Source organism: Pseudomonas sp. LS_2, assembly GCF_042709235.1.
GTDB lineage: Bacteria > Pseudomonadota > Gammaproteobacteria > Pseudomonadales > Pseudomonadaceae > Aquipseudomonas.
Map to the genome: position 1 here is coordinate 197,598 of NZ_JAVAYC010000003.1, position 24,190 is coordinate 221,787.

The window sequence follows — 24,190 nt, forward strand, 5'->3', positions numbered from 1 at the left end:
ATAACTTTTACCCGCTGCGTAGGAAGACAGAGCATGTATAAAGCACTATTGCTGGCCGCCTGCGTGGTGCTGGCCAGCTGCGGGAATGTCAAGGTCGAGCGCTACGCTGGCGAACAGCCACGCCTGGACCTGGCCGCGTTCTTCTCCGGGCCGGTGCAGGCATGGGGGATCTTCCAGAAGCGCTCCGGAGAGGTGGTCAAGCGCTTCCATGTGCGCATTGACAGCCACCGGGAAGGGGAGCGGCTTGTTCTTGACGAGCATTTTCTCTACAGCGACGGCACCCGACAGCGCCGCACCTGGACCCTGGTGCCCGACGGCCAGGGCCGTTGGCGCGGTACTGCGGGCGATGTGATCGGTGAGGCTCAGGGTGAACAAGCGGGAAACACGCTGCGCTGGCGATACACACTGGACCTGCCGGTAGAGGGGCGAAACTGGCAGGTCGAGATGGACGACTGGATGTACCTGATGGATGCCGACACCCTGATAAGCCGCACGCAGATGAGCAAGCTGGGGGTGGATATCGGCCAGGTGACCGTTTTCTTCCGCCGCGAGCCGAAGCAGGCGCCGTGAACCTGGGGTAGGGCAGCGGTGTGTTTGCGTGCGACCACAGAATTATCTGGAGGATAAAGAAGCAATGGATGACGATAGCGTGTGAATTCAAAACTGGAATTCGGCTGTAGCTGTCAGAGAGAGGGAATCAATGAATCACGAAGTACCTGGTGTTCCAAACAGGGCTGACAATCCCAACCGTGAACATTCGTTTCCCACGACTGCCGCCGAGCGCCTGGAACTGGCACTCGATGCGGGCGCCATCATCGGTACCTGGGTATGGGACATTCGAGAAAACCGTGTCACCGCCGATGAGCGATTCTCACGTTCCTTCGGGCTGCCGGCGGACAGGTGCATGGCCGGCATCCCGATCGAGGAAGCGTTTTCTTCCATTCACCCTGAGGACCGTGAGCGAGTCTCGGCTGACATCCAGGAGGCCATGGGTCGCGGGGGTGCCTACCGCTGCGAGTATCGGGTGCGACAGGACGATGGCAGCTACCGATGGGTCGAGGCCAATGGCCGTGCCGAACTTGACGGGGCAGGGCTGGCGGTACGTTTCCCTGGCGTGCTCATGGACATTGAATCGCGCCGCTCGGCGGAGGTGGAGCGCGACAGGGTTTCGGCCCTGCTTCGTACGTTTACCGCTGCGGTGCCTGGGGTCGTCTATGCCAAGGACCGCGAGGGCCGACTGCTGGTCGCCAACCACGGCGCCACTGAGTTAATCGGTAAGCCGCCGGAGGCCTACCTGGGCAGGACCGATCTGGAGTTTCTCGAGGACAAAGACCAGGCACGCCAGGTAATGGAAACGGATCAACGCATCATGCGCGCTGCAAAGCCCGAGCAGATCGAGGAGCGGGTCGATATGCCGGACGGCTCGGCGACCTACTGGCTGTCGATGAAAGCACCATTGCTCAACGATGCAGGTGAGGTCATCGGTCTGATCGGTTCCTCCATCGATGTTACCGCGAGGAAAAAGGCTGAATCAGAACTCCTCGAGCTCAACCGGACACTGGAAGCGCGCATCCACGAAGCCGTGGCTGAACGCGAAGCGGCGCAGGCTGCGCTGCGTCAATCGCAGAAAATGGAGGCGGTTGGGCAACTGACAGGTGGGATCGCCCACGACTTCAATAACCTGCTGGCAGGCATCACGGGAAGTCTGGACCTGATCAAGCTTCGCTTGAAGCAGGGGCGAGTCGCGGACATCGAGCGCTACCTTTCGGTGGCACACGGCGCGGCTCAACGAGCGGCGTCGTTGACCCATCGATTACTGGCGTTCTCCCGTCGTCAGACATTGATGCCTGTACCTACCAACCTGAACACCCTGATCAGCGACATGGAAGAGCTTATTCGCCGGACCGTGGGCCCGTTGATAGGGCTCAGGGTCGAACTCGATGCCAGCTTTTGCATCTGCCTGGTCGACCCCGCCCAGGTGGAAAACGCCTTGCTCAACTTGTGTATCAACGCGCGCGACGCCTTGGCACGTGGCGGCACTATTTCCATCAGGACGTACAACCAGGAACTGGGCAAAGGGGCTGCGCTGGATCCCGAGCTGGCGCCAGGCAGGTACTTCACGATTTGTGTTGCCGATGATGGTGTCGGCATGAGTGCCGAGGTGCTGAGCAAGGCTTTCGAGCCGTTCTTTACCACCAAGCCCGTGGGGGCGGGTACCGGCCTTGGCCTGTCCATGATCTACGGGTTTGCCAAGCAATCGGGGGGCCAGGCCAGGATCGAGTCGGAGGAGGGGTGCGGAACCCGGGTCTATCTGCAACTGCCTTGCCACGCCGCGCAAATCGCAGAGGCGGTCAGCCCAGCACCGCTGCCTGAGTCCCCCTTGATAGCCTCAGGCGAGACCGTGCTCGTCGTCGATGATGAACCGTCAGTGCGTATGTTCGTCAGCGAGATACTGGGAAGCTGCGGGTACGTTGTCATCGAGGCGGCAGACAGTCAGGCGGGCCTCCAACTGCTTCGATCCGATACCCGTATCGACCTGCTTGTGACGGACATCGGCCTGCCAGGTGGAATCGACGGCAAGCAGATGGCCGACACTGGACGCAGCAACAGGCCAGGGCTGCCGGTCTTATTCATGACCGGGTATGCGCAACCTAATGTGTTGGACAATGCCCAGCTGGAGCCGTTTTCAGCGGTGCTGACCAAACCCTTCGCGCTTGAAGCGTTGACGCTGAGCGTGAAAGGGTTGCTGAGGAAGAATGAGGCATAGATTGCAGATAAGATGGCTCCTGAACCGACCACGCCGAGGGCTTCCCCGATGCCACCTTTGCCATGCTGATCATTTCCAATAACGTGCACCTGCCAGATGCCGACATCGAACTGACCTACATCCGCGCGCAAGGCGCCGGTGGGCAGAATGTCAACAAGGTGTCCAGCGCTGTACACCTGCGCTTCGACATTCGTGCCTCTTCGCTGCCCGAGTTCTACAAGGAGCGGCTCCTGGCGCTGCGTGACAGCCGCATCACCGGCGACGGCGTGCTGATCATCAAGGCCCAACAGTACCGAACCCAGGAGCAGAACCGCGCTGACGCACTGACGCGCCTTGCCGAGCTGATCATCACTGCCGGCAAGACCGAGAAGAAACGCCGGCCCACCAAGCCGACCCTCGGCTCCAAGACCCGCCGCCTCGAAGGAAAAGCAAGGCGCAGTACTGTCAAGGCGGGACGGGGCAGGGTGGATTTCTAGGGGTTGGTAGCCGGCGTGAGTGGAGCGTTGGGCGGTTGGTGACTTTCAAGTACGCGAAGCGAGCATTCAGGCATCTCCCTAGTTTCGGCCGAACCAGCGTTCAGCAGCCGGAGTCACTTCGTCCGGTACAGCTGCTCCGTCGCAAGCCCAGGCGACAATGCCATCCGGTCGGATCATCAATGCCGTTAAGCCAAGCGTGTTTTGAACGCCTCTCGCTACGTAGTCCAACTGATCACGCCACCCACTTGCAATGGCTTGAAAAGGTGCACGCGGGTCAAAATCCAGAAAAAGACCTTTCCCAGTTCGGAACAGATCATTCACCTTCGTACCGTCTGCGAACTGAAAGTTTGGCGTACTACGACCAACCAGGTCGTGGTCGCCCCCAAGTTCGTAACGAACCGAGGCGCCCCAGGTGCGTTTTGCAAAGTACGTTGCTGCCTCAGGGGTCTCCATCAAGTCACGAATAATCGACGCAAGCGCGCGCGAGCTTGGGCTCGGTCGCATAAGTGTCACTTGAGCGCGTGACCAATCAAGCACCTGAGCGCCCTGTGGATGTCGCTCGGCAAAGTAGCTGTTCAGCAGATCTTCTGGAGCGTTGCCGCGAACGGTAGCCGCGAGTTTCCAGCCCAGGTTCATGGCATCACCCAGCCCAAGGTTAAGGCCCTGACCTCCGAGTGGAGAATGAATGTGTGCCGCGTCACCAGCAAGGAGCACCCGCCCGCTACGATAAGTCGTTGCTTGGTATGCTCGGTCCGTCCATGTAGTAGCTAGGTGCAGTGCAGTGACCGTGACATCCACTCCAGAAATATGCCTGAGTATCGCTTGAACCTGCGCCCGCGTAATGGGCGAACTCCGATGGAAAGCGCCTCCATCAAAATCGACCATTGCAAGGGTCCCGGGCGGTTGGAAATTGTATATACCCGTTGGCGTGTATTGTCGGCCGGCGACGAGCTTACAAGGATCTGCCAGCTCAATAACCACCGAGTAGCCGGTAAACTCGGGTTCGGTGCCCGCAAACTCGAAGTTGCCCGTTTTACGCACTGTACTGCGTCCGCCATCGCAGCCAATCAGCCAGCGACCACGAAACACTTTGCTACCTGCGTAAACCGTCACTTCCTCGGTGGATTGACTGAAACCGTCGACTCCACAGCCGTACCGGATGTCGCTCCCCATCGCAAGCGCTCTAGCGCTGAGTACGGACTCGATATGCGCCATCGTGGTCACTTGCGTGCAGGCCGACTCGGGTAGCTGATAGGGCCATTTTGATTCGTCGATGGCATCGTTGCTGAATTGGATCCCGGCAAAGTGTCCACCTTGGCGGTGTTTTTGTTGCATCCAAGGTGCCGGGGACATTGTTTGATTCTTTGCCCCGTTATCCTGTTGCGATTTAGCGATTTCATGCAGCAATCCGCGACGAGCGAATGCTTCGACGGAGGGAATGGTGAGGCTGCGAACTCCGAAGGGAGGAACCTTCAACGGTGAGCGCGAGGCAGGAGACTGCTCCAACACCAACACGGAGACATTGGCGAGGCGCAATTCGCACGCCAGGAACAGACCAACCGGGCCGGCGCCGGCGATCACAACGTCATACAGGGAAGAATTTTGCATGAAGTGCTCCATATGGCCGTTCGACCGGAGCGGAATGCCATCAAGGTACCCACGCGGACGAACACTTGAACGCATTGATAGCGTTTGTTATTCGTCGAGGGGACGCATGCACGAGGCAAGGACAGAGCTTCCGTTACAAGAAGGACTTGGGCTTACCAAACCAAGTCTGCCTTTTCCGACGTCAGCAATATAAATGAGTACGAGGGTATTCGCTACGGGCCGGTTAGCAACCGCTTCGCTGACGGGTCACGCTTGTTTTTTCTAATGCACAGGGCTCCGCATAAACATTTCCTGCTGCCGTCAGCTCTGCAACAAAGGACAGATAACCTCCGCTGCGACTGGAGGCTATTTGGGCCATTGGTATAAGGCTGCAAATTGCAGAGAGAACGCAGGATCTGCGCATAACACAGCAGCGATCAGAAACGCTAAGACTACTCGGTAGTGTGTTCGATCAGTTGAACCCGTTATCCCGCGTTAGGACTGAAGTCCGGGAATCTGCCATGAGCGCGATGAACTCCCGCACCCATTTAAATCCGGCGTGCCCATCCGAGCGCTCATGCCAGAACATGCCAATCGGAAAACCTTCTACCGGCAAAGGAGGGTCTACACATAGCAACTGCTCGCCGCGACCTTCTACGAGTCGACGTGGAACCAGCGCCACGCAATCCGACTGCGCTACCAATTCGGGCACTGGAAGAAATGACGACGCTGACAGAACTACGTTACGCCGCAGTCCTTGCGCTACCAAGGTGTTGTCAACCGAGGTAGAAAAGCCGCCGCCTCGTAACGACACCACGACATGTTCCAGCTGCGCGAACTCATCCACGGTCAGACCTTTGCGTAGGCTCGGATGCCCATGGCGTCCGATTAGCACGTAACTTTCCTCGTAGAGGTGATGTGAGCGGAGCCCGGGTGGAACGCCGTTCATGTTGATCACGGCCAGGTCCACCTCACCGCGGCTCATTTGCAGCTCCAGCTGTGGCACGTCCAGGATGCGCAATGCGATACGAACACCCGGCGCTTCGCGCCGCATGGCGACAACGACATGCTTGATCAATACCGCCTGCACGTAGTCCGTGCAGGCGATCGATACCGTCAAGCTCGCCGTCGCAGGTTCGAAATTCAGGTGAGTAGTGACGGTGGCCCTTACCTGGTCGAGCGCTTGGCGAAGCGGAACAAGCAGCTCTAGCGCTTTGACGGTGGGCGTCATTCCACGCTGCGCGGGAATCAGAAGAGGGTCGTTGAAAACATCGCGCAGGCGGTTCAATTGCGCACTCACCGCTGGCTGGCTCAAATGCAACCGCGCTGCCGCCCTAGTCACGTTCTGCTCGATGAGCAGGGTCTCCAATGTCACAAGCAGATTGAGATCAAGGCGTTTGGTATCCATCCGGCTGATGCTAGCAGAAAAATTTGGCGATTTCACAGATCGCCCAGGCCCCGCGACACTTCATCGACATCACAGCGGAGCCGTCACTCATGTCGAAAAAAGTACTTATTATCTATGCCCATCCCGAGCCCTCGTCACTGACACGGCAACTGGTGGATGTATCCATTGAATGCCTTACTGCGCAAGGTCACGAGGTCCTGCAGTCAGATCTATACGCCATGGGCTGGAAAGCAACGTTCGACGAACATGACTTTCCTCAGCGGGCAAATCTTGAGCGGCTCTCGTTCGGCGCCGAATCGGCCCATGCCTATCGTCATCGCCTCCAAAGCCCTGACGTCGCGGCAGAACAAAACAAGGTTCTGGCAGCAGATGCTGTCATTTTCCAATTTCCCCTCTGGTGGTACGGCATGCCTGCCATCATGAAGGGATGGATAGACCGCGTTTGGGCAGCCGGACTGGCTCACGGCTACAAGGATGCAGGCAACGCCTACCGCTACGGGGATGGGGCCTTCAAGGGTAAGCGGGCCATGTTGTCAGTAGCCGTCGGCGGCCCCGCAGAAGACTACTCGCCACGCGGGATCAACGGCCCACTCGAGCAGTTGCTGTTTTCGATCACGCACGGCTCGCTCTACTTCCCTGGGTTCGATGTGTTGCCTACGTTCGCCGTATACGGCACGGGCAACTTGACCGCCGCAGGTGCTATCGCAGCCAGAGAGGCTTGGCGCAGACGTCTTGAGGATCTGTTCACAGACGCGCCGATACCTTTCCGGCCCCAGAACGGAGGGGAGTACTCTTCCGTCAACGAGCTTAAACCGCATGTCGCCGTCGGCCAGACCGGCATAATGGCGCATGTCCGTGATGGTGAAACCGTCCAGCGGCAGCAGTTGGAAACGGAGGGAAGGTTATGAAAACCCTCGTGATTCTCACTCGCCGTGCTGATGGAGCGGCAGAGGACTTCAAGCGACTGGCGAAACCGGAGGTACTGCACGTGTGGCAAGGCTTCGCCGACGGGATTGTTCGCGCTGTCCATGGACTGGCTGATGGTCCCGGCGCAGCATTCGAGCTAGAGTCCGCCACCTTTGATGAGGCGCGTGAATACATCGAGGCGCTGCCCTACGTTAAAGAGAACCTACTCCACGTGCAGTACTGCGCGCTCAAACCCTTCTCGGACTACGAGAGGCTCGTGACCTCCTGATCAAAGAAGATCAGTGTTAATCGCTCAAGCGCTCAGGCGTGCTCTTGCAGATGAGATCGCGTGAGCGTGGATATCGAGGAATGCTAGCGCGGCCATGACATTCTCATGAATGTTCAGTTGAGCCGCGATGGCTTACTTAGGCTGGAGAAGAGTAGGGCGGAGCGTGTTCTTGATCGGCTGGTTCAGTCAAGGCGCCTCTCAAGTCGGCCCCAGCTGCCGTGTGTCGGTTGGCCGATTCGGCGAGGTAGCGACTCGCATGACGGCGTGGCATCGCCGAAGTCTCAGACCAACCCCAAACTCGTCGCAGTTCGTCCGTAACGCGGTCTAGGTCGTACCGCGGATACCGATTCCCAGCAACAATTCAATCATTAGCCAATTGCGCAACTGCAAGTGCTCCGGAAACGGATTCTCCGCAGCACCCGGGTGAATCAGTGCGCGGATGATCTGAAGGTGGATATCTGTCACTGATCGGCGACTCGCCATGAACACGCAGTGACCTGGTCCGTTGAGAGAGTGGACGCAAGAAGCGGGTTCGTCGAATCAGTGGCTTAGGCAGGCACTGAACATATCTGGCCTGTTATCTCATTTAACATAATATACATTATGCGCACCTTCACACATCCAGAGCCTACCCACGTTGCAGCCCAACCGATCCCAGCGCACCAGTCGCTCTCCACTGAAAGCTCCAGCCGTTTCCCACCGGGTAAAAACCGTCAATTCTGCCAGTAGCTCTCACACCGAATACTCTGCACCATGACCCCACAGATCAGAACGCTCGTTGAAGGACTGCGCTGCCATGTACGAGTCATATGATTCATTAGCCGGGCAAGTCGCTGTCATCACTGGCGCAGGTCGAGGCATTGGCGAGGTCATCGCCGGCACGCTAGCTCTGGCAGGAATGACGGTCGTCATGCTGGGACGATCTGGGCACCTTTTGAGCGCTGCCGCTGAACGGATCTGCTGCCAAGGCGCAAAGGCGTACGCAATGACCTTGGATGTCACCGATGTCACTGCAGTGCAGCAATGTTTCGCCCAGATCAATGACGTACACGGCGCCATCGACCTGCTGGTGAATAACGCTGGCAACATGGGTCCATTGGGCAATACATGGGACGTCGACGTCATGCAATGGTGGAAAACCATTGAAACCCACCTGCTGGGCAGCTTTCTCTGTACGCACGCCGTCATGCCGCTGATGCCGCCACACAAGCCAGGCCGCATCATAAACATCGTCAGTCATGCAGGCGTCTATCGTTGGCCCACGGCCAGCGCCTATTCCGTGGCCAAGGCAGCGCTGATCAAATTCACCGAGAACGTTGCAGTGGAAGCCAAATCAACGCGAATCAAGCTGTTCGCTTATCATCCTGGGATTGTCATCGGCACCGGATTGGTCAGCAATTTGCGGGCGGTGCCTGCCGCATCAGAATCCGCCCACGCCCATTTGCTTGCCTGGGTCGAAGAGCAACGCCTCGCTGGAAATTCGGTGACCGCGTCAGACAGCGCCAATGGAGTACTTCGACTGGCAACTGGGGATTATGACGCCCTTAATGGACGCTATATCAGTGTGCACGATGACCTCGAGCTGTTATTGCGACAGGCGCCTGAGATCAAGTTCACCGATGCCTTGACACTGAGGCTGAAACCCCTCGACTTCAACGACCCTTTCGACCTGTAGCGGTAGAAGGCATCGTTACCGTCTGACCGCCCGTCTCCTCTGCCTTTATATAGATGCAAGGCATAACTACACTAAATATTCATTTAGTTGAGCTATATTAATTCCGATTATTCGGCATCGGCGCATACGCCAACTAGCTTGTTGATCCCCAAGCGTTGCCAAGCCTGGCGCGAGCTGAATCGCTCGACTCACGCACAAGCAGTGGCTACCTGAGTCAGGTCATTACCGAAAAGACTACGTTGGTAAACGTACACTCTCCCACCGGTATTGCCTTTGTAGGCCTCGATGACATTGCTCGCCGCCACGGGGCTGGCCAACACCACTCGGTAGCCGCGGTTGGATTGCGACAGGTCGGGCTGCTGGTGGCCTTCCCGCAACTTCTCCACGACACAGGTGGAATAGGCCTCGGGCGACTTGGACGTCGTGAGCTCCAGCGTTGGCTGGTTTGGTGTGGATGTGCAGCCCGCCACTACGGCAAGAGCGACGGCCAGGCAAGAAAGAGTCGGTATACGCATCGGACTGATACCCAACAAGGTGGAGAAAAGAGATAGCGCATTGTCCAACCCCGTTGGCCGCTAGAAAACCGACAAATATCGATGGTAGCTATCACGTCTATCGATAAGCCAACAGCTCAGCTCTCCCCTTACCCACGATCAATGGCTGATCATCCACGGCCGCCCCGCCGCTTTCCCTTTCAATGCATGGGGATTGGTCTTGCTCGGCTCGACCTTGCGGCTCGGACCGCAGCAACCACAGCCGCTGGGATGGCGTCGGCTTTCCTTGTATTGGTCGAGCGTCTGCGGCGCGTGAGCGCTACGCTCGTTGATGGCGATGGATTTTCGCGTGTCGCTTGCCATCGTTGCCAATCCCGGCGCGGACAGGATGACTCGCATGCTGCCAGCCCCACAGCTAGGGCATGGGCACGGGGACGCGCTCTCGGCCATGGGGCGCAGCGCCTCGAAGTCGCCACAATAGGCACATTCATATTCGTACAAAGGCATGCTCGTTTCCTCACACAGCGTGACTTCCAAAATATGCAGGAGCGGGTTTACCCGCTCCTGCACAGATTGCGTTGCTCTTCAAAACCAAGCCGGTTTACTTATCGTGCGCGATCGGCAGGTCGACGCTGCCATCGATGAACTTCGTCGGGCCACTGGCGCTCGGGTTGATGTCGAACTGGAAGATCTCCGTCGGCAACCACAAGGTTGCGCAGGCGTTTGGAATGTCGACCACTCCGCTGATATGCCCCTGGACCGGCGCCGAGCCAAGCAAGGCGTAGCCCTGCGCTGGCGAGTAGCCGAACTTGGTCATGTAGTTGATCGCGTTCAGGCACGCCTGGCGGTAGGCCACGTTGACGTCCAGGTAGTGCTGCTGCCCGGCCTCGTCCACCGAGATACCTTCGAAGATCAGGTAGTTGTTGTAGTTGGGCACGATGGGGCTGGGCTTGAACACCGGGTTCTTGATGCCGTACTTGGCCATGCCGCCCTTGATCAGTTCGACGCGCATATGCACCCAACCGGCCATCTCGATGGCGCCGCAGAAGGTGATTTCACCATCGCCCTGGCTGAAGTGCAGGTCCCCTACCGACAGGCCCGCACCATCGACGTACACCGGGAAGAACACCTTCGAACCGCGGGACAGGTCCTTGATGTCGCAGTTGCCACCATGCTCGCGCGGCGGCACGGTACGGGCGCCAGTGGCGGCGGCCATGTCACGCTGCGCCCCCTTGAGCTTGCCCATGTGCGCGGTCTTGGCGAACGGCGGGTTGGCCAGCGGCGGTACACGGCCTGGCTCGGTGTCGATCAGTTCCTGCTCGCGGCGGTTCCAGTCGGCGAGCATCTTGTGGTCGGGCAGGCAGCCGATCAGGCCGGGGTGGATCAGGCCCGCGAACTCCACACCAGGGATGTGCCGGGAGCTGGTCATCATGCCCTTGAAGTCCCAGATGGCCTTTTGCGCCGAGGGGAAGTGATCGGTGAGGAAGCCGCCGCCGTTCTGCCTCGAGAATAACCCGTTGAAGCCCCACTGCGAGTCGGCGCGAGCGCCGATGTCGAGCAGGTCGACCACCAGCAGGTCGCCAGGCTCGGCGCCATGAACGCCTACCGGGCCGGACAGGTAGTGCACCGTGGACAGGTCGACATCGCGCACATCGCTGGCATCGTCGTCGTTCTTGATGGCGCCGGCGGTCCAGTCGTAGGTTTCCAGGATGAAGTCATCGCCCGGCTTGACCCAGCAGGCCATGGGAATGTCCGGGTGCCAGCGGTTGTGCACCTGCTCGTTTTCGGTGGCGGGCTGGTTCAGGTCAACTTTGATCAAGACGTCAGTCATGGGTGTGCTCCTTGGTTGGCTGGGTCGGTCTGTTGCATGGGTCGCGAGCAAGCGCTCCCCGCCAGGCAGCCGCACGGCGCCTGTGGTTGATGCGCAATCAATGGGTGTTGTGCTAGACGGACAGGTAGCGGCTGATGGTCGCCTCGTCGACATTGGCCCGTGTTTCCTCGATCACGAAGCGGCCCTTCTCGATCACCAGGAAACGGTCGGCGATCTCCAGGGTGAACGACAGCACCTGCTCCGACACCACGATGGTCAGGTTGCGCAGGCTGCGGATCTCCTTGAGGGTGCGGGCGATGTCCTTGATGATCGACGGCTGGATGCCTTCGGTAGGCTCGTCCAGCAGCAACACCTTGGGGTTGGTGGCCAACGCCCGGGCGATTGCCAGTTGCTGTTGCTGGCCGCCGGACAGGTTGCCGCCGCGGCGCCCGCGCATGTCGAACAGCACCGGGAACAAGGCATACAGGTCTTCAGGCACCCTGCCCTTGGCCGACGCCGGCAGGCCGGTCTGGATGTTCTCCAGCACCGTCATCGCCGGGAAGATCATTCGCCCCTGGGGCACGTAGGCCATGCCATGGGCCACCCGCGCGTGGGTTTCCATCGCCGACACCTCTACCCCGTCGACCGCCACCGCGCCGCGCCACTGCGGCAGAATGCCCATCAGGCTCTTGAACAGGGTGGTCTTGCCCATGCCGTTGCGGCCCATGACCGCGACGATTTCCTGTTTTTCCACGGCCAGGTCGAGGTCATGCAGGATCTGGCTCTGGCCATAACCACAGGCCAGCTGATTGATGGTGAACATGCCGCGCTCCTCAGTGGCCCAGGTAGACTTCGATGACTTTCGGGTTGTTCTGCACGGCTTCCATGCTGCCTTCGGCCAGCACCTTGCCCTGGTGCAGCACGGTGACCTTGTGGGCGATGCTCTTGACGAACTCCATGTCGTGCTCGATCACCAGCACCGAGCGCCCCTGGCTGATGCGCTTGAGCAGCTCGGCGGTCTGCGCCCGCTCACTGACGCTCATGCCCGCCACCGGCTCGTCGAGCATCAGCAATTCGGGGTCTTGCATCAGCAGCATGCCGATCTCCAGCCACTGTTTCTGCCCGTGAGACAACAGGCCTGCCTGCTGTTGCAACAGGTCGGACAAGAAGATCTGCGCCGCCACCTCATCGACCCGCGCGGTCACCTCCTGGCTGCGTTTGAAGAACAGCGCACCGAACACCGTGCGGCCCTTGGGAAAAGACATCTCCAGGTTCTCGAACACGCTCAGGTTGTCGTAGATCGACGGAGTCTGGAACTTGCGCCCGACCCCGGCACGCACGATGTCGTACTCCTTCATGCGGGTCAGCTCGCGGTTGTTGAACTGGATGCTGCCGCCGGTGGCGCGGGTCTTGCCGCAGATCAGGTCGAGTACAGTGGTCTTGCCGGCCCCGTTGGGGCCGATGACCACGCGTACCTCGTTGCGGTCGATGTACAGGTTCAGGTCGTCCACGGCCTTGAAGCCGTCGAAGGACACGGTCAGTCCCTCGATGGCCAGTACCGGCTTGGGCATCTGGAAGCCGCTGGTGATGGTCATGGCTGGGTCTCCAGCGAAGTGTTGGTCGTTGTATCGACGCGAGACGGCATCGGCTTGCCGGGCGCCGCCACGACGGCTGGCAGCGGCCGGCGCTTGAACACTGCCAGCCATTTGCGGCCGTGGCTCTCCCACAAGCCGGCCAGGCCATTGGGGAAGTACATGACCACGACGATGAACAGCCCGCCCATCAAGTACAGCCACAGCTCCGGGAACGACTCGGAAAAGTAGGTCTTGCCATAGTTGACCAGCAGCGCACCGTACACCGCGCCCAGCAGCGACATGCGCCCACCGACCGCCGCGAATATCACCATCTCGATCGACGGCACGATGCCGACGAACGACGGCGACATGAAACCCACCTGCAAGGCGAACATCGCCCCGCCGATGGCCGAGAAACCGGCAGCCACGCAATAGACGAACACCTTGAAGCTGGCCACGTCATAGCCGGAAAAACGCACCCGCTCTTCCTTGTCGCGCATGGCCATCAGCAGGCGGCCGAGCTTGGAAGCCAGGATGAACTTGCCGATCACGATGCAGCCCAGCAGCAGCGCGGCATTGATGAAATACAACGCAAGCTTGGCGCCGTCGCCACGGATGTCCCAGCCCAAAAGGGTCTTGAGGTCGGTGATGCCATTTACGCCGCCGGTCAAGCCCTGCTGGCCGATGATCAGCACGGTCAGGATCAGCGCAATGGCTTGGGTGACGATGGAGAAGTACACATCCCCTACCCTGCGCTTGAACAGCGCCGCACCAATCACCAGCGCGAGTACCACCGGCACGGCCACCACGGCGAACAGGGTGAAACCAAAGCTGTGGAACGGCACCCACAAGGTCGGCAGCTCCGTCAGCTGGTTCCAGTCCATGAAGTCCGGAATGCCCGGGGTAGATTGGATCTTGGTGCTCTCGGGGTCGCTGGCCTCCAGCTTCAGGAACATCGCCATGCAGTAGCCGCCCAGGCCGAAGAACACCCCCTGCCCCAGGCTGAGGATGCCGCCGTAGCCCCAGCACAGCACCAGCCCCACGGCGACGAAGGCATAGGTCAGGTACTTGCCGACCATGTTCAGGCGAAAGGCGTCCAGCACCAGCGGGAACACCACCAGGATCAGCGCCGCCAGGATCAACAGGCCGTAAGTGCCCTGGCGCCCGCCCATGAGTTTGTGCAAAGCGTTCATCTGTGCGCCCCTATTTGCGAACTTTGCTGGAGAACAACCCTTGCGGGCGCATCAACAGGATCAGGATCACCGTCGACAGGGTCAGCACCTTGGCCATCGAGCCGCTCATGAAGAACTCCGACACCGACTGGGTCTGGGCAATGGCGAAGGCCGAGGCGATGGTGCCGAGCAGGCTCTGCGCGCCACCGAACACCACCGTCAGGAAGGTGTCGACGATGTACAGCGAGCCAGCGGTGGGCCCGGTGGAGCCGATCGTGGTGAACGCAGCCCCGGCCACCCCGGCCACGCCGCAGCCGAGGGCGAAGGTCATGCGGTCGACCTGGCGTGTATTGATGCCCACGGCGCGGCTCATTACTCGGTTCTGCACTGTGGCACGCACCTGCAGGCCCCAGCGGGTGCGGTACAGCATCAGGAAGATGGCGCCGGTCACCAGTAGGGTCAGGCCCATGACGAACAGGCCGTTGCGCGGAATCTCGATAGCGTCGGTCAGGCTCACCGCGCCCATCAGCCAGTCCGGCGGGTTGGCACTGACTTCACGGGCGCCGAAAATCGAGCGAAACGCCTGCTGCATCACCAGCGACAGGCCCCAGGTCGCCAGCAGCGTGTCCAGCGGCCGGTGGTACAAGCGGCTGATCATCACTCGCTCGACGACCCAGCCGATCGCGCCCGCCACCAGGAACGACAGCGCGATGGCGAAGAAGAAGTAGTACGGCTGCATCGATGGCAGGAAGTCCCTGACCAGGGTGGACAGCACGTAGGTGGTGTAGGCGCCGATGGTGAGGAATTCGCCATGGGCCATGTTGATCACGCCCATCTGGCCGAAAATGATCGCCAGCCCAAGGGCCATGAGCAGGAGCACGCAGAATACGGACAGGCCGTTGAACCCCTGCATGGCGGCGATGGCACCGAAATCAGATAGCCATTGCATGGTGGTCCCTCCTCGGGAATGTGGTGGATGCTGAGTGCGCGTACCCGGACCAGGCCGGCGAACCTCCAGCCAAAGGCTGGAAGCTCGCCGCCGCAATTACTGGTAGCCCTTGGGGAAGGGGTTCGGCTCGATCAGGTCGGACTCGTAGATCACCTTGAACTGGCCGTTGGCCTGCACTTCGCCAATGCGCGTCTTGCTCCACAGGTGATGGTTGTCGTGGACCTTCACATAGCCTTCCGGTGCGCTGTTCAGCTCGATGCCTGGCGAGGCCGCCACCACCTTGTCGATGTCGAAGCTGCCAGCCTTTTCGACCGCCGCCTTCCACAGCCACGGGCCGAGGTAAGCCGCCTGGGTGACGTCGCCCATCACCGCGTCCTTGCCGTACTTGGCCTTGAATGCATCGACGAAGGCCTTGTTGTTGGGGTTGTCCAGGCTCTGGAAGTACTTCATCGAGGCGTAGAAGCCTTCCATGTTCTCGCCACCGATGCCGAGCAGCTCGTCCTCGGTCACCGACAGGGTCAGCAGGTTCTGCTTGGCGGCGGTCACCCCGGCGGATTTCATCTGCTTGTAGAACGCCACGTTGGAGCCGCCGACCACCGCAGCGAAGACCACATCGGGCTTCTTCAGCTTGACCTTGTTGATCAGCGAGCCGAACTGGGTATTGCCCAGCGGGTAGTAGTCCTCGCCGACCACGGTGCCCTTGAGCACATTCTCGATGTGCTTGCGGGCGATTTTCATCGAGGTGCGCGGCCAGATGTAGTCCGAGCCGATCAGGTAGAAGGTCTTGGCGCCCTTCTCCTTGGCGATCCAGTCCAGGCCCGCGAGAATCTGCTGGGTAGCCTCCTGGCCGGTGTAGATCACGTTCTTCGACTGCTCCAGGCCTTCATAGAAGGTCGGGTAGTAGAGCAACCCGTTTTCCTTCTCGAACACTGGCAGCACCGCCTTGCGCGACGCCGAGGTCCAGCAGCCGAACACCGCCGCCACCTTGTCGCCGGCCAGCAGCTTCTTGGCCTTTTCCGCGAAGGTCGGCCAGTCGGAGGCGCCATCTTCCTGGATGACCTTGATCTGCCGTCCCAGCACACCGCCCGAGGCGTTGATCTGCTCGATGGCCAGGCGCTCGGCCTGGATCGAACCGGTTTCGGAAATGGCCATGGTGCCGGTGGCCGAGTGAAGCTGGCCGACCGTCACCTCGGTGGCGGTCACCGCAAGCCCGGTGGTGTTGGCCTCGTCGGCCACCGCCAGTTGCCCGAACACGCTGGCCGCGACCAGTGAAAGCGCCGCCGCGCCCAGGCTCAGGCGTCGAGGGAGAAAGCGTTTTGCAGCAGTCTGAGGTGAATCCATGGTTCCGGCTCCTGTATGGGTCGTCGTTCTCGCCAGTGCTCTGTGGGCGCCTTGTCGCGAGTGACAGCCAGCATGAGGTGCGTGCCGGAACCGGGGTATACGCAGCATGACGTAAGCGCATACGTCATTTGACGTAGCGCGAAAAAGCCGCGGCCCGGTCATGCTGACGCCCGCGAGAAACACAGCTGCCCAGCAAGCCGGAATGCAGGCGGGCCAAGCGACAGGCATGGATGTTGCTGCATCGACCTTCCACAGCTCTGTCAGGAGTCGGCCCCGTGCGACCTTCAGGCTCTCAACGCATCGTCAAGATCCGCCGCGACTACAACAGCCTGGTCGCCGACGAGACCATGGAAGACTACGCCCTGCGGTTCACGCCCAAGGCATTTCGCAAATGGTCCGAGCTGCGCATCGCCAATACCGCGCTGGGCGCCGTGTCGTTCCTGGCCCTGGAGGCGATCGGCGGCGCCCTGGTGATGAGCTATGGCTTCAGCAACACCCTGTGGGCCATCCTCGCGGCGGCGCTGGTGATCTTCCTCACCGGCCTGCCGATCAGCTACTACGCTGCGCGCTATGGTGTCGACATGGACCTGCTGACCCGCGGCGCAGGGTTCGGCTACATCGGCTCGACCATCACCTCCCTGATCTATGCCAGCTTCACGTTTCTGTTCTTCGCCCTTGAAGCGGCGATCATGGCCCTGGCCCTGGAGCTCTACTTCGGCATTCCGCTGGCACTGGCCTATGTCATCTGTTCGGTGGTGGTGATTCCCTTGGTGGCCTACGGCATCACCCTGATCAACCGCCTGCAGATGTGGTCGCAACCCTTGTGGCTGGTACTGTTGCTGGTGCCCTATGTGTTCGTGATCAGCAAGAACCCGGATGTGCTCGGCGACCTGACCGGTTTCGCCGGCCGCGAGGGCGAAGGCGGCACCGTCAACCTGCTGCTGTTTGGTGCAGCCTTCAGTGTGGCCCTGTCATTGGTGACCCAGATCGGTGAGCAGGTCGACTACCTGCGCTTTCTCCCCGAGAAAACCGCGGCCAATCGCAGACGCTGGTGGGCCGCGCTGCTGATGGCCGGCCCCGGCTGGATCATTCCCGGCGCCCTGAAGATCATGGCCGGGGCCTTCCTGGCCTTCCTCGCCTTGCAGCACGAAGTGCCCATCGACCGGGCCATCGAGCCCACCCAGATGTACCTGGTGGCCTTCCACTATGTGTTCGCCTCGCCAGAATGGGCGCTGGCGGCGATGACCCTGTTCGTGATCATTTCCCAGATAAAGATCAACCTGACCAACGCCTATGCAGGCTCGCTGGCCTGGTCGAACTTCTTCGCCAGGGTCACCCACAGCCATCCAGGGCGGGTGATCTGGCTGGTGTTCAACGTCATCATCGCGCTGGTACTGATGGAGCTGGGCGTGCTCGAGGCCATCGAGCAGGTGCTGGGGCTGTACGCCAACATCGCCATCGCATGGATTGGCGCGCTGGTGGCTGACCTTGTAATCAACAAGCCGCTGGGCCTTTCGCCCAGGCACATCGAGTTCAAGCGTGCGCACCTGTACGACATCAACCCGGTGGGCGTCGGCGCCATGTCCATCGCCTCGCTGGCGGCGTTCGCCGCGCATTTCGGCCTGTTCGGCGCAACGGCCCAGGCGGCGCCGCCGTTGATCTCGCTGCTGATCGCACTGGTGGTGACGCCGCTGCTCGCCTGGCTGACCCGGGGCCGCTACTACATTGCCCGCACCAGCCCAGAAGCCCTGCTCTATCCCCATGGCGACCAGGCCAACCTGCAATGCGGCCTGTGCAACAACGCCTTCGAGGCTGCGGACATGGCCTGGTGCCCAGCGTACGGGCTCGCCGATCTGCTCGCTGTGCTGTTCGCTGGACGCGCGCTGCGCCGACCGCTGCAAGCAAAGGGCGCGCCTGTCGATGCAGTTCGAGGACCTGCTCGGCCGCCTGTTGCCCCGCCGCTACCTGCACACGCGCCTGGCGCAGTACCTGGGCTTGCTGGCGATCCTGGTGCTAGGTTTGTCCGGCGCCCTGGCGCTGGTCTACAGCCAGGTCGCCCACGCCTTGGTCGACCAGTCGCCCGAGGCCTATCGCACGCTGCTTCTGGCCTTTCTCAAGGCCTTCCTGACCTTTTGCGTATTTGCCGGGGTGCTGGCCTGGTGGGTGGTGCTGACTCGGGAAAGCCGCCGGGTGGCGCTGGAGGAGTCGGAGCGCCAGACCCAGTTGCTGATCCAGGAAATCCAGGCCCACGACAAAACCGACCAGGCCTTGCAGGAAGCGAAGGAGGCTTCGGAAGCGGCCAATGCCGCCAAGAGCCGCTATGTGACCGGGCTCTCCCATGAGCTGCGCACACCGCTGAACAGCATTCTTGGCTTCACCCAGATCCTCCAGCGCGACCCGGCGACCCCCGTCCAGCACCAGGACTCGCTGGCGACCATCCTGCGCAGCAGCTCGCACCTGCTGTCGCTGATCGACGGGCTGCTGGACGTGGCCAAGATCGAGGCGGGCAAGCTGCGCCTGGAGCCGTCGGAAATCCTCTTGCAGCAGTTCTTGAGCGACCTGGAGCAGATGTTCGCCGGCACCGCCCGGGAAAAAGGCCTGGGCTTTCGCCTGGACCTGGTCGGGCGCATGCCGACAGTGGTACGCGGCGACGAGAAGCGGGTGCGCCAGATCCTCATCAACTTGCTGGGCAACGCGGTCAACTTCACCGACAGCGGCGAGGTCTGCCTGCGGGTCAGCTACCGGCGCGAAACGGCGATTTTCGAGGTGATCGACAGCGGCATCGGCATCGCTGCGGAGCAGATCGAGCGCATCTTCCAACCCTTCGAGCGCGGAGGCCTGGAGCGCCAGGACAAAGGCATGGGCCTGGGCCTGACGATTACCCGCATGCTCACCTCATTGATGGGCGGGGCGTTGTCGGTCACCAGCCAGCCCGGCGAAGGCACGCGCTTCCAGGTGCGCCTGTTTCTCTCGGAGGTGCGGGTGCCCAAGGCGGTCATCGCGGTCGATCACGACGTGGTCGGCTATGCAGGCGAGCGCCAGCGCATTCTGGTGGTGGACGATCATATCGAGCACCGCAAGGTCATCGTCGGCCTGCTCGGCCCTCTGGGCTTCGACCTGATAGAGGCAGCCAATGGCCAGGAAGCCATCCGGCAAGTGTCCCTGCACCACCCGGACCTGATCCTGATGGACCTGTCGATGCCGGACATGGACGGCTGGCAGACCCTGCGCCTGATCCGCCGCAACGCGTTGTCCCAGGCGCCGGTCATCGTCCTGTCGGCCAACGCCAACGCCTTCACTGACGACAAGGACAGTGAACTGCCATCCATGGAGCACGACTACTTGGCCAAGCCCGTGCACCTGCAGCAACTGCTCGATCTGCTCGCCCGCCACCTGCACCTGCACTGGCAACGCCGGCCGTCGCCCAGCCATGCCAGCGAATCGCCGTGGATGCTGCCACCGCGCAAGGACCTCGAGGAACTCTACGAGTTGTGTGGGCTGGGCTACATGCGCGGGATCCAGCAAAAGCTCGACATGCTCGAACGCAACGGTAGCGACAGCGCCGCGTTCATCGCCAGGCTGCGCGCCCTGGCCAAGGGTTTCCGCCTGGATGAACTCAGCCTGCAACTGAAGGAGGCCCTCAATGAGCACCCTGACCTCACCCGCTGATCACGGCGTGGTCCTGATCGTCGACGATACCCCGGACAACCTCGCGCTGCTCTCCGATGCCCTGGACGCGGCCGGCTACATGGTCCTGGTGGCGCTCGACGGCAGCAGCGCCCTGACCCGCCTGCAGCGCAGGCGCCCCGACCTGATCCTGCTGGACGCCATGATGCCCGGGCTCGACGGCTTCGAAACCTGCCGGCGCATCAAGCAGCAGCCCGACACGGCCGATATCCCGGTGCTGTTCATGACCGCGCTGACCGACAGCGAGCATGTGGTGCAGGGTTTCGAGGCCGGTGCCATCGACTATGTCACCAAGCCGATCCAGTGCGCCGAGGTGCTTGCCCGGGTGGCCTCGCACCTGCGTACCGCGCGCATCCTGCAGGCCGCGCGCCAGGCCTCGCAACCCATCGGCCTGGACCATGCCCCGGCCTACGGCACGCTGTCGCGGCGTTTCCAGCTTACCGAGCGCGAGGTGGAGGTGCTGCGCTGGGTGTCTTGCGGCAAGACCAACAAGGACATCGCCGACATCCTGCAACTGAGCCCCCGCACGGTGAACAAACACCTGGAGCATGTGTTCGTCAAGCTGGGGGTCGAGACCCGTACCGCAGCGATGTCCGTGGCGCTGGCGGCGATGGCGGAACGGGCCTGACCCAGCTGCTGCCCGCGACCTGACGCGGTTGACTCCCTCCCCCAATAATGCTCAGATGCGCCCCTTGTTCCAGGTGTCCCCCGCCGCCGCGCGAGGGATTAAACGGGAAGCCGGTGACTCGCCCTGCGCGATCAGTCCGGCGCTGCCCCCGCAACGGTAAGCGAGCGATGCATTCGAGACGCCACTGTGCCAGCCGGCATGGGAAGGCGAATGCCTCACGCCCCTCGCAAGCCCGGAGACCGGCCTGGTCCAGCAGTTGGCAACTCCCGCGGTGGGCGGGCGCAGGCCGGTATCCGCGGCATGTTTGTGCCGGCGAGCCTTCCAGCGCGTCCTCCGTTCGGGTCGAACTCACCCAGCAACGGTCGCATCGCCATGTCCTCCCCCACTTTGCGCATCGAAGGCCTGCACTGGGCACCCGGCCCGGGCCAGACGACGCTGCTCGAAGGCATCGACCTCGAAGTCGGCGCAGGTGAATTCGTCGGCCTGATCGGCCCCAACGGCAGCGGCAAGACCAGCCTGCTGCGCTGCGCCTACCGCTTCAACCGACCCCATCGAGGCCAGGTGACGCTGGCCGGCGAAGATATCTGGCAGCATCCCCCACGCTGGGTTGCCCGACGCATTGCGGTGATGCTGCAAGAGTTTCCCGAGGACTTCGGCCTGAGCGTGCGCGATATCGTCGCCATGGGGCGTACGCCGCACCTGGGGTGGCTGGAGGGCGACCGCGAGCCTGCCCTGGTCGAGACCACCCTGGCGCGCCTTCAGCTGGAGGCCATGGCCGACCAGGCGTTCATCCGCCTGTCCGGCGGTGAGAAGCAACGCGTGCTGCTGGCCCGCGCGTTGGTCCAGCAACCACAATTGCTGATTCTCGACGAGCCGACCAACCACCTCGACCCACGCTTTCAGCTCGCCCTGCTGCAACAACTGCGCGGCACCGGCTTGAGCCTGCTGGCCAGCTTCCACGACCTGAACCTGGCCGCTGCCTTCTGCGACCGCCTGTACGTCATCGACGCCGGGCGCATCGTCGCCTGCGGTACACCGCACCAGGTGCTGACCGAACATTGCCTGGCCGAGGTTTTCGGCGTGCAGGCGCTGGTCGACCGTCACCCGTTGGCCGCCCATCCACGCATCACCTGGATCACCTGCGCATGAAAGCCCTGCTCCCCTGCCTGGCCCTGCTGGCCACCCTGCCCCTCGCCGCCCACGCCAGCCACTACCCGTTGACCGTGCGCAGTTGCGAGCGCGACGTCACGTTCACCGAGGCGCCCACCCGCGCGGTCAGCCACGACATCAACCTTACCGGCATGCTTCTGGCCCTGGGCCTGCGCGAGCACATGGTCGGCTATAGCGGCATCAGCGGCTGGAAGACCCTCGACCCGGCGCTGCGCAAAGCGTTGGAAGGCCTGCCGGAAATCGCCCCACGCTATGCCTCGGTTGAGAACCTGCTGGAGGTGAACGCCGACCTGCTGTTCGCTGGCTGGAACTACGGCATGCGCATCGGCGGGCCGGTCACCCCGCAGACCCTGGCGCGGTTCGATATCCCGGTGTACGAGCTGAGCGAGTCTTGTTCGTGGATCATGCCGCAACGCTCGGCAAGTCTCGAAGACCTCTACCGCGACCTGGACAACCTCGGGCGTATCTTCGACGTACCCGAGCGCGCCCAGGCGCTGGTCGGCCAATTGCGCCGACGAGTCGCACAGGTAAGCGCGGCACTGGCCAAGGCCACCGAACATCCACGGGTATTCCTCTATGACAGCGGCGAAGACCGCCCCACCACTTCCGGGCGCCTGGGCATGCCGCAGGCGCTGATCGCCACCGCCGGTGGCGACAACGTGATGGCCGACGTGGCTGCCAGCTGGACCCAGGTCAGCTGGGAAAGCGTGGTGGAGCGCGACCCAGAGGTGATCGTGATCGTCGACTACGGCCCCACCAGCTGGCAGCAGAAACGCGACTTCCTGCTGCAGCACCCGGCCCTGGGTGGTGTCGAGGCCATTCGCAAACAGCGCTTCGTGGTGCTGTCGTATCTGCAAGTGACGCCGTCGGTGGAAAACGCCAGCGCCATCGAAACCCTGGCGTCGGCCCTGCATCCGCAATTGATCGAACAGGCGCCACGTTGATGCCCATCCGCAACCCCGTGGCCTACCGTGGGCTGATCGTCGTGCTGTCCGCCGCGCTGCTGCTGTCGTGCCTGTTGTCGCTAGGCTTCGGCGCTGCCCAGGTGCCCCTGGGCGAAGTGGCGAGCATCGTGCTGCAACAGCTCGGTGTGGGCAACGGCGGCGATGCCAGCCGTGGCCAGGCACAGATCGTCTGGCAGATCCGCGCGCCACGGGTGCTGCTGGGGGCCTTGGTGGGTGCCGGCTTGGCCCTGGTCGGTGGGGCGTTGCAGGCGGTGACCCGCAACCCGCTGGCTGACCCGCACCTGCTGGGTGTCAGCGCGGGCGCGGTGTTCGGCGCGGTCATGGTGGTGCTGTTCCTGGGCCAGTTCGCCGGGGTCTTCAGCTTGCCGGTGGCGGCCTTCGTGGGTGCTTTGGGCAGCATGCTGCTGGTGCTGGGCGTGGCCAGCCGTGGCGGGCGCCTGGAAAGCGACCGTCTGCTACTGGCCGGGGTGGCGGTGTCGTTCGTGGTGATGGCGGCGGCCAACCTGCTGCTGTACACCGGCGACCCTCACGCTACCAGTTCGGTGATGTTCTGGATGCTCGGAGGGCTGGGCCTGGCGCAATGGTCGTTGCTGTGGCTGCCGGCGCTCTGCGTATTGGCGGGGTTCGTCTTGCTGATGAGCCTGGCGCGTGCCTTGAATGCACTGATGAGCGGCGAGCAGACCGCCGTCAGCCTGGGGTTCGATACCCGTCGGGTGCGTGCCCACGTATTCGTGGGCTCGGCCCTGCTGACCGGGGTGCTGGTGTCGTTGTCCGGCGCCATCGGTTTCGTCGGCCTGATGCTGCCGCATGTGGCCAGGCGCCTGGCAGGCGCCGAGCACCGCCGCCTGCTGCCGGTGTGTGCGCTGCTGGGCGCGCTGTTCATGGTATGGGTGGATATGGGCGCGCGTACCCTGATCGCCCCCCAGGACTTGCCGATCGGCATCGCCACCGCTGCCATCGGTGGCTTGTTCTTCATCGTGTTGCTGCGCAGGAAGGCTTAGCAGCAGCGGGTGTTGCACTGGCGCTTGCCGTAGCGTGCCTCCTGGCGCTCGCGGAAGAACTCCTTCTGGCTCATCACCGGTTCACCGGGATGGTTGGCTTTGCGCAAGGCCACGTACTGCTCGTAGTCCGGCATGCCCACCAGCAGGCGGCTGAAGCGGCCGAGCCATTGGATACCGCGTTGGAGTTTGTTGCTGGACATGGACAGTGCTCCGTGTGCAGGTGCTTGAAGGTAAGCATCATGAGACTTCGCGGATGTATCGGCAATGTGTCGAACCGCGAAGGTTTTGTAT

Annotated in this window: 20 protein-coding genes, 1 pseudogene and 1 riboswitch; of the genes and pseudogenes, 11 read left to right on the top strand and 10 right to left on the bottom strand. The window is 61.9% G+C overall.

Annotated features, from left to right (window positions below):
• Positions 1-33 precede the first annotated feature (33 nt).
• The 3 genes from RAC97_RS04155 to arfB all read left to right on the top strand — a co-directional run bounded on the left by RAC97_RS04155 (position 34) and on the right by arfB (position 3,243).
• A complete protein-coding gene (locus RAC97_RS04155) occupies positions 34-570 on the top strand; it encodes a DUF3833 domain-containing protein (protein WP_375098013.1) in 537 nt (178 codons plus the stop codon).
• Between the two features lie 130 nt (positions 571-700).
• Positions 701-2,767, top strand: a complete 2,067-nt coding sequence (locus RAC97_RS04160; protein WP_375098014.1) for a PAS domain-containing protein — start codon at positions 701-703, stop codon at positions 2,765-2,767.
• A gap of 62 nt (positions 2,768-2,829) precedes the next feature.
• Positions 2,830-3,243 carry an alternative ribosome rescue aminoacyl-tRNA hydrolase ArfB gene (gene arfB, locus RAC97_RS04165; protein WP_375098015.1) on the top strand — a complete coding sequence of 138 codons (414 nt, stop codon included), beginning with the start codon at positions 2,830-2,832 and terminating at the stop codon, positions 3,241-3,243.
• Positions 3,244-3,321: 78 nt separating this feature from the next.
• On the opposite strand, the gene RAC97_RS04170 is transcribed toward arfB, so the two are convergent.
• Both RAC97_RS04170 and RAC97_RS04175 read right to left on the bottom strand, forming a co-directional pair.
• Positions 3,322-4,851, bottom strand: a complete 1,530-nt coding sequence (locus RAC97_RS04170) for an FAD-dependent monooxygenase (RefSeq protein WP_375098016.1) — start codon at positions 4,849-4,851, stop codon at positions 3,322-3,324.
• A gap of 451 nt (positions 4,852-5,302) precedes the next feature.
• Complete coding sequence (locus tag RAC97_RS04175; protein ID WP_375098017.1) at positions 5,303-6,238, bottom strand: LysR family transcriptional regulator; 936 nt, start codon at positions 6,236-6,238, stop codon at positions 5,303-5,305.
• An 89-nt stretch (positions 6,239-6,327) separates the two neighbouring features.
• Between RAC97_RS04175 and RAC97_RS04180 the strand changes: the two genes are divergently transcribed.
• The 3 genes from RAC97_RS04180 (at position 6,328) to RAC97_RS04190 (ending at position 9,108) form a co-directional block, all read left to right on the top strand.
• Positions 6,328-7,146: an NAD(P)H-dependent oxidoreductase gene (locus tag RAC97_RS04180; RefSeq protein ID WP_375098018.1), complete on the top strand. Its 819-nt coding sequence runs from the start codon at positions 6,328-6,330 to the stop codon at positions 7,144-7,146.
• Complete coding sequence (locus RAC97_RS04185; RefSeq protein WP_375098019.1) at positions 7,143-7,433, top strand: hypothetical protein; 291 nt, start codon at positions 7,143-7,145, stop codon at positions 7,431-7,433. Before RAC97_RS04180 ends, RAC97_RS04185 begins: the two co-directional genes overlap by 4 nt.
• A gap of 796 nt (positions 7,434-8,229) precedes the next feature.
• Positions 8,230-9,108, top strand: coding sequence for an SDR family NAD(P)-dependent oxidoreductase (locus tag RAC97_RS04190; RefSeq protein WP_375098020.1), 879 nt, complete (start codon positions 8,230-8,232; stop codon positions 9,106-9,108).
• 653 nt (positions 9,109-9,761) lie between these two features.
• On the opposite strand, the gene RAC97_RS04195 is transcribed toward RAC97_RS04190, so the two are convergent.
• The 7 genes from RAC97_RS04195 to urtA all read right to left on the bottom strand — a co-directional run bounded on the left by RAC97_RS04195 (position 9,762) and on the right by urtA (position 16,448).
• Entirely contained in the window at positions 9,762-10,109 is a 348-nt protein-coding gene (locus RAC97_RS04195) for a zinc ribbon domain-containing protein (protein WP_375098021.1), read from the bottom strand.
• A 94-nt stretch (positions 10,110-10,203) separates the two neighbouring features.
• On the bottom strand, positions 10,204-11,433 hold the full coding sequence (gene fmdA, locus RAC97_RS04200; protein ID WP_375098022.1) for a formamidase: 1,230 nt from the start codon (positions 11,431-11,433) through the stop codon (positions 10,204-10,206).
• 112 nt (positions 11,434-11,545) lie between these two features.
• Positions 11,546-12,235 (bottom strand): urea ABC transporter ATP-binding subunit UrtE, encoded by a 690-nt coding sequence (gene urtE, locus RAC97_RS04205; RefSeq protein WP_375098023.1) that lies wholly within the window; start codon positions 12,233-12,235, stop codon positions 11,546-11,548.
• A gap of 10 nt (positions 12,236-12,245) precedes the next feature.
• Complete coding sequence (urtD, locus tag RAC97_RS04210) at positions 12,246-13,007, bottom strand: urea ABC transporter ATP-binding protein UrtD (RefSeq protein ID WP_375098024.1); 762 nt, start codon at positions 13,005-13,007, stop codon at positions 12,246-12,248.
• Positions 13,004-14,179, bottom strand: a complete 1,176-nt coding sequence (gene urtC / locus RAC97_RS04215; protein ID WP_375098025.1) for an urea ABC transporter permease subunit UrtC — start codon at positions 14,177-14,179, stop codon at positions 13,004-13,006. Before urtC ends, urtD begins: the two co-directional genes overlap by 4 nt.
• A gap of 10 nt (positions 14,180-14,189) precedes the next feature.
• Positions 14,190-15,107 (bottom strand): urea ABC transporter permease subunit UrtB, encoded by a 918-nt coding sequence (gene urtB / locus RAC97_RS04220; protein ID WP_375098026.1) that lies wholly within the window; start codon positions 15,105-15,107, stop codon positions 14,190-14,192.
• Positions 15,108-15,203: 96 nt separating this feature from the next.
• Positions 15,204-16,448, bottom strand: coding sequence for an urea ABC transporter substrate-binding protein (gene urtA, locus RAC97_RS04225; protein WP_375098027.1), 1,245 nt, complete (start codon positions 16,446-16,448; stop codon positions 15,204-15,206).
• A gap of 275 nt (positions 16,449-16,723) precedes the next feature.
• Here urtA and RAC97_RS04230 point away from each other — a divergent pair.
• The 5 genes and pseudogenes from RAC97_RS04230 to RAC97_RS04250 all read left to right on the top strand — a co-directional run bounded on the left by RAC97_RS04230 (position 16,724) and on the right by RAC97_RS04250 (position 23,899).
• A pseudogene (locus RAC97_RS04230) lies at positions 16,724-20,117 on the top strand (ATP-binding protein).
• Positions 20,092-20,763: a response regulator gene (locus RAC97_RS04235; protein WP_375098028.1), complete on the top strand. Its 672-nt coding sequence runs from the start codon at positions 20,092-20,094 to the stop codon at positions 20,761-20,763. The pseudogene RAC97_RS04230 and the gene RAC97_RS04235 overlap by 26 nt, the downstream one beginning before the upstream one ends.
• Before the next feature lie 54 nt (positions 20,764-20,817).
• Positions 20,818-21,026, top strand: a riboswitch (cobalamin riboswitch).
• 109 nt (positions 21,027-21,135) lie between these two features.
• Complete coding sequence (locus RAC97_RS04240; RefSeq protein ID WP_375098029.1) at positions 21,136-21,912, top strand: ABC transporter ATP-binding protein; 777 nt, start codon at positions 21,136-21,138, stop codon at positions 21,910-21,912.
• A complete protein-coding gene (locus RAC97_RS04245) occupies positions 21,909-22,877 on the top strand; it encodes an ABC transporter substrate-binding protein (RefSeq protein WP_375098030.1) in 969 nt (322 codons plus the stop codon). The genes RAC97_RS04240 and RAC97_RS04245 overlap by 4 nt, the downstream gene beginning before the upstream one ends.
• Entirely contained in the window at positions 22,877-23,899 is a 1,023-nt protein-coding gene (locus RAC97_RS04250; protein ID WP_375098031.1) for a FecCD family ABC transporter permease, read from the top strand. Before RAC97_RS04245 ends, RAC97_RS04250 begins: the two co-directional genes overlap by 1 nt.
• Here RAC97_RS04250 and RAC97_RS04255 read toward each other — a convergent pair.
• A complete protein-coding gene (locus RAC97_RS04255; RefSeq protein WP_375098032.1) occupies positions 23,896-24,099 on the bottom strand; it encodes a YbdD/YjiX family protein in 204 nt (67 codons plus the stop codon). The two genes, RAC97_RS04250 and RAC97_RS04255, sit on opposite strands and share 4 nt — an antisense overlap.
• Positions 24,100-24,190: the final 91 nt, after the last annotated feature.

Coding starts and splice junctions, on each gene's coding strand:
- RAC97_RS04155 (WP_375098013.1), top strand. CDS start 34: ATGTATAAAGCACTATTGCTGGCCGCCTGCGTGGTGCTGGCCAGCTGC.
- RAC97_RS04160 (WP_375098014.1), top strand. CDS start 701: ATGAATCACGAAGTACCTGGTGTTCCAAACAGGGCTGACAATCCCAAC.
- arfB (WP_375098015.1), top strand. CDS start 2,830: ATGCTGATCATTTCCAATAACGTGCACCTGCCAGATGCCGACATCGAA.
- RAC97_RS04170 (WP_375098016.1), bottom strand. CDS start 4,851: ATGCAAAATTCTTCCCTGTATGACGTTGTGATCGCCGGCGCCGGCCCG.
- RAC97_RS04175 (WP_375098017.1), bottom strand. CDS start 6,238: ATGGATACCAAACGCCTTGATCTCAATCTGCTTGTGACATTGGAGACC.
- RAC97_RS04180 (WP_375098018.1), top strand. CDS start 6,328: ATGTCGAAAAAAGTACTTATTATCTATGCCCATCCCGAGCCCTCGTCA.
- RAC97_RS04185 (WP_375098019.1), top strand. CDS start 7,143: ATGAAAACCCTCGTGATTCTCACTCGCCGTGCTGATGGAGCGGCAGAG.
- RAC97_RS04190 (WP_375098020.1), top strand. CDS start 8,230: ATGTACGAGTCATATGATTCATTAGCCGGGCAAGTCGCTGTCATCACT.
- RAC97_RS04195 (WP_375098021.1), bottom strand. CDS start 10,109: ATGCCTTTGTACGAATATGAATGTGCCTATTGTGGCGACTTCGAGGCG.
- fmdA (WP_375098022.1), bottom strand. CDS start 11,433: ATGACTGACGTCTTGATCAAAGTTGACCTGAACCAGCCCGCCACCGAA.
- urtE (WP_375098023.1), bottom strand. CDS start 12,235: ATGTTCACCATCAATCAGCTGGCCTGTGGTTATGGCCAGAGCCAGATC.
- urtD (WP_375098024.1), bottom strand. CDS start 13,007: ATGACCATCACCAGCGGCTTCCAGATGCCCAAGCCGGTACTGGCCATC.
- urtC (WP_375098025.1), bottom strand. CDS start 14,179: ATGAACGCTTTGCACAAACTCATGGGCGGGCGCCAGGGCACTTACGGC.
- urtB (WP_375098026.1), bottom strand. CDS start 15,107: ATGCAATGGCTATCTGATTTCGGTGCCATCGCCGCCATGCAGGGGTTC.
- urtA (WP_375098027.1), bottom strand. CDS start 16,448: ATGGATTCACCTCAGACTGCTGCAAAACGCTTTCTCCCTCGACGCCTG.
- RAC97_RS04235 (WP_375098028.1), top strand. CDS start 20,092: ATGAGCACCCTGACCTCACCCGCTGATCACGGCGTGGTCCTGATCGTC.
- RAC97_RS04240 (WP_375098029.1), top strand. CDS start 21,136: ATGTCCTCCCCCACTTTGCGCATCGAAGGCCTGCACTGGGCACCCGGC.
- RAC97_RS04245 (WP_375098030.1), top strand. CDS start 21,909: ATGAAAGCCCTGCTCCCCTGCCTGGCCCTGCTGGCCACCCTGCCCCTC.
- RAC97_RS04250 (WP_375098031.1), top strand. CDS start 22,877: ATGCCCATCCGCAACCCCGTGGCCTACCGTGGGCTGATCGTCGTGCTG.
- RAC97_RS04255 (WP_375098032.1), bottom strand. CDS start 24,099: ATGTCCAGCAACAAACTCCAACGCGGTATCCAATGGCTCGGCCGCTTC.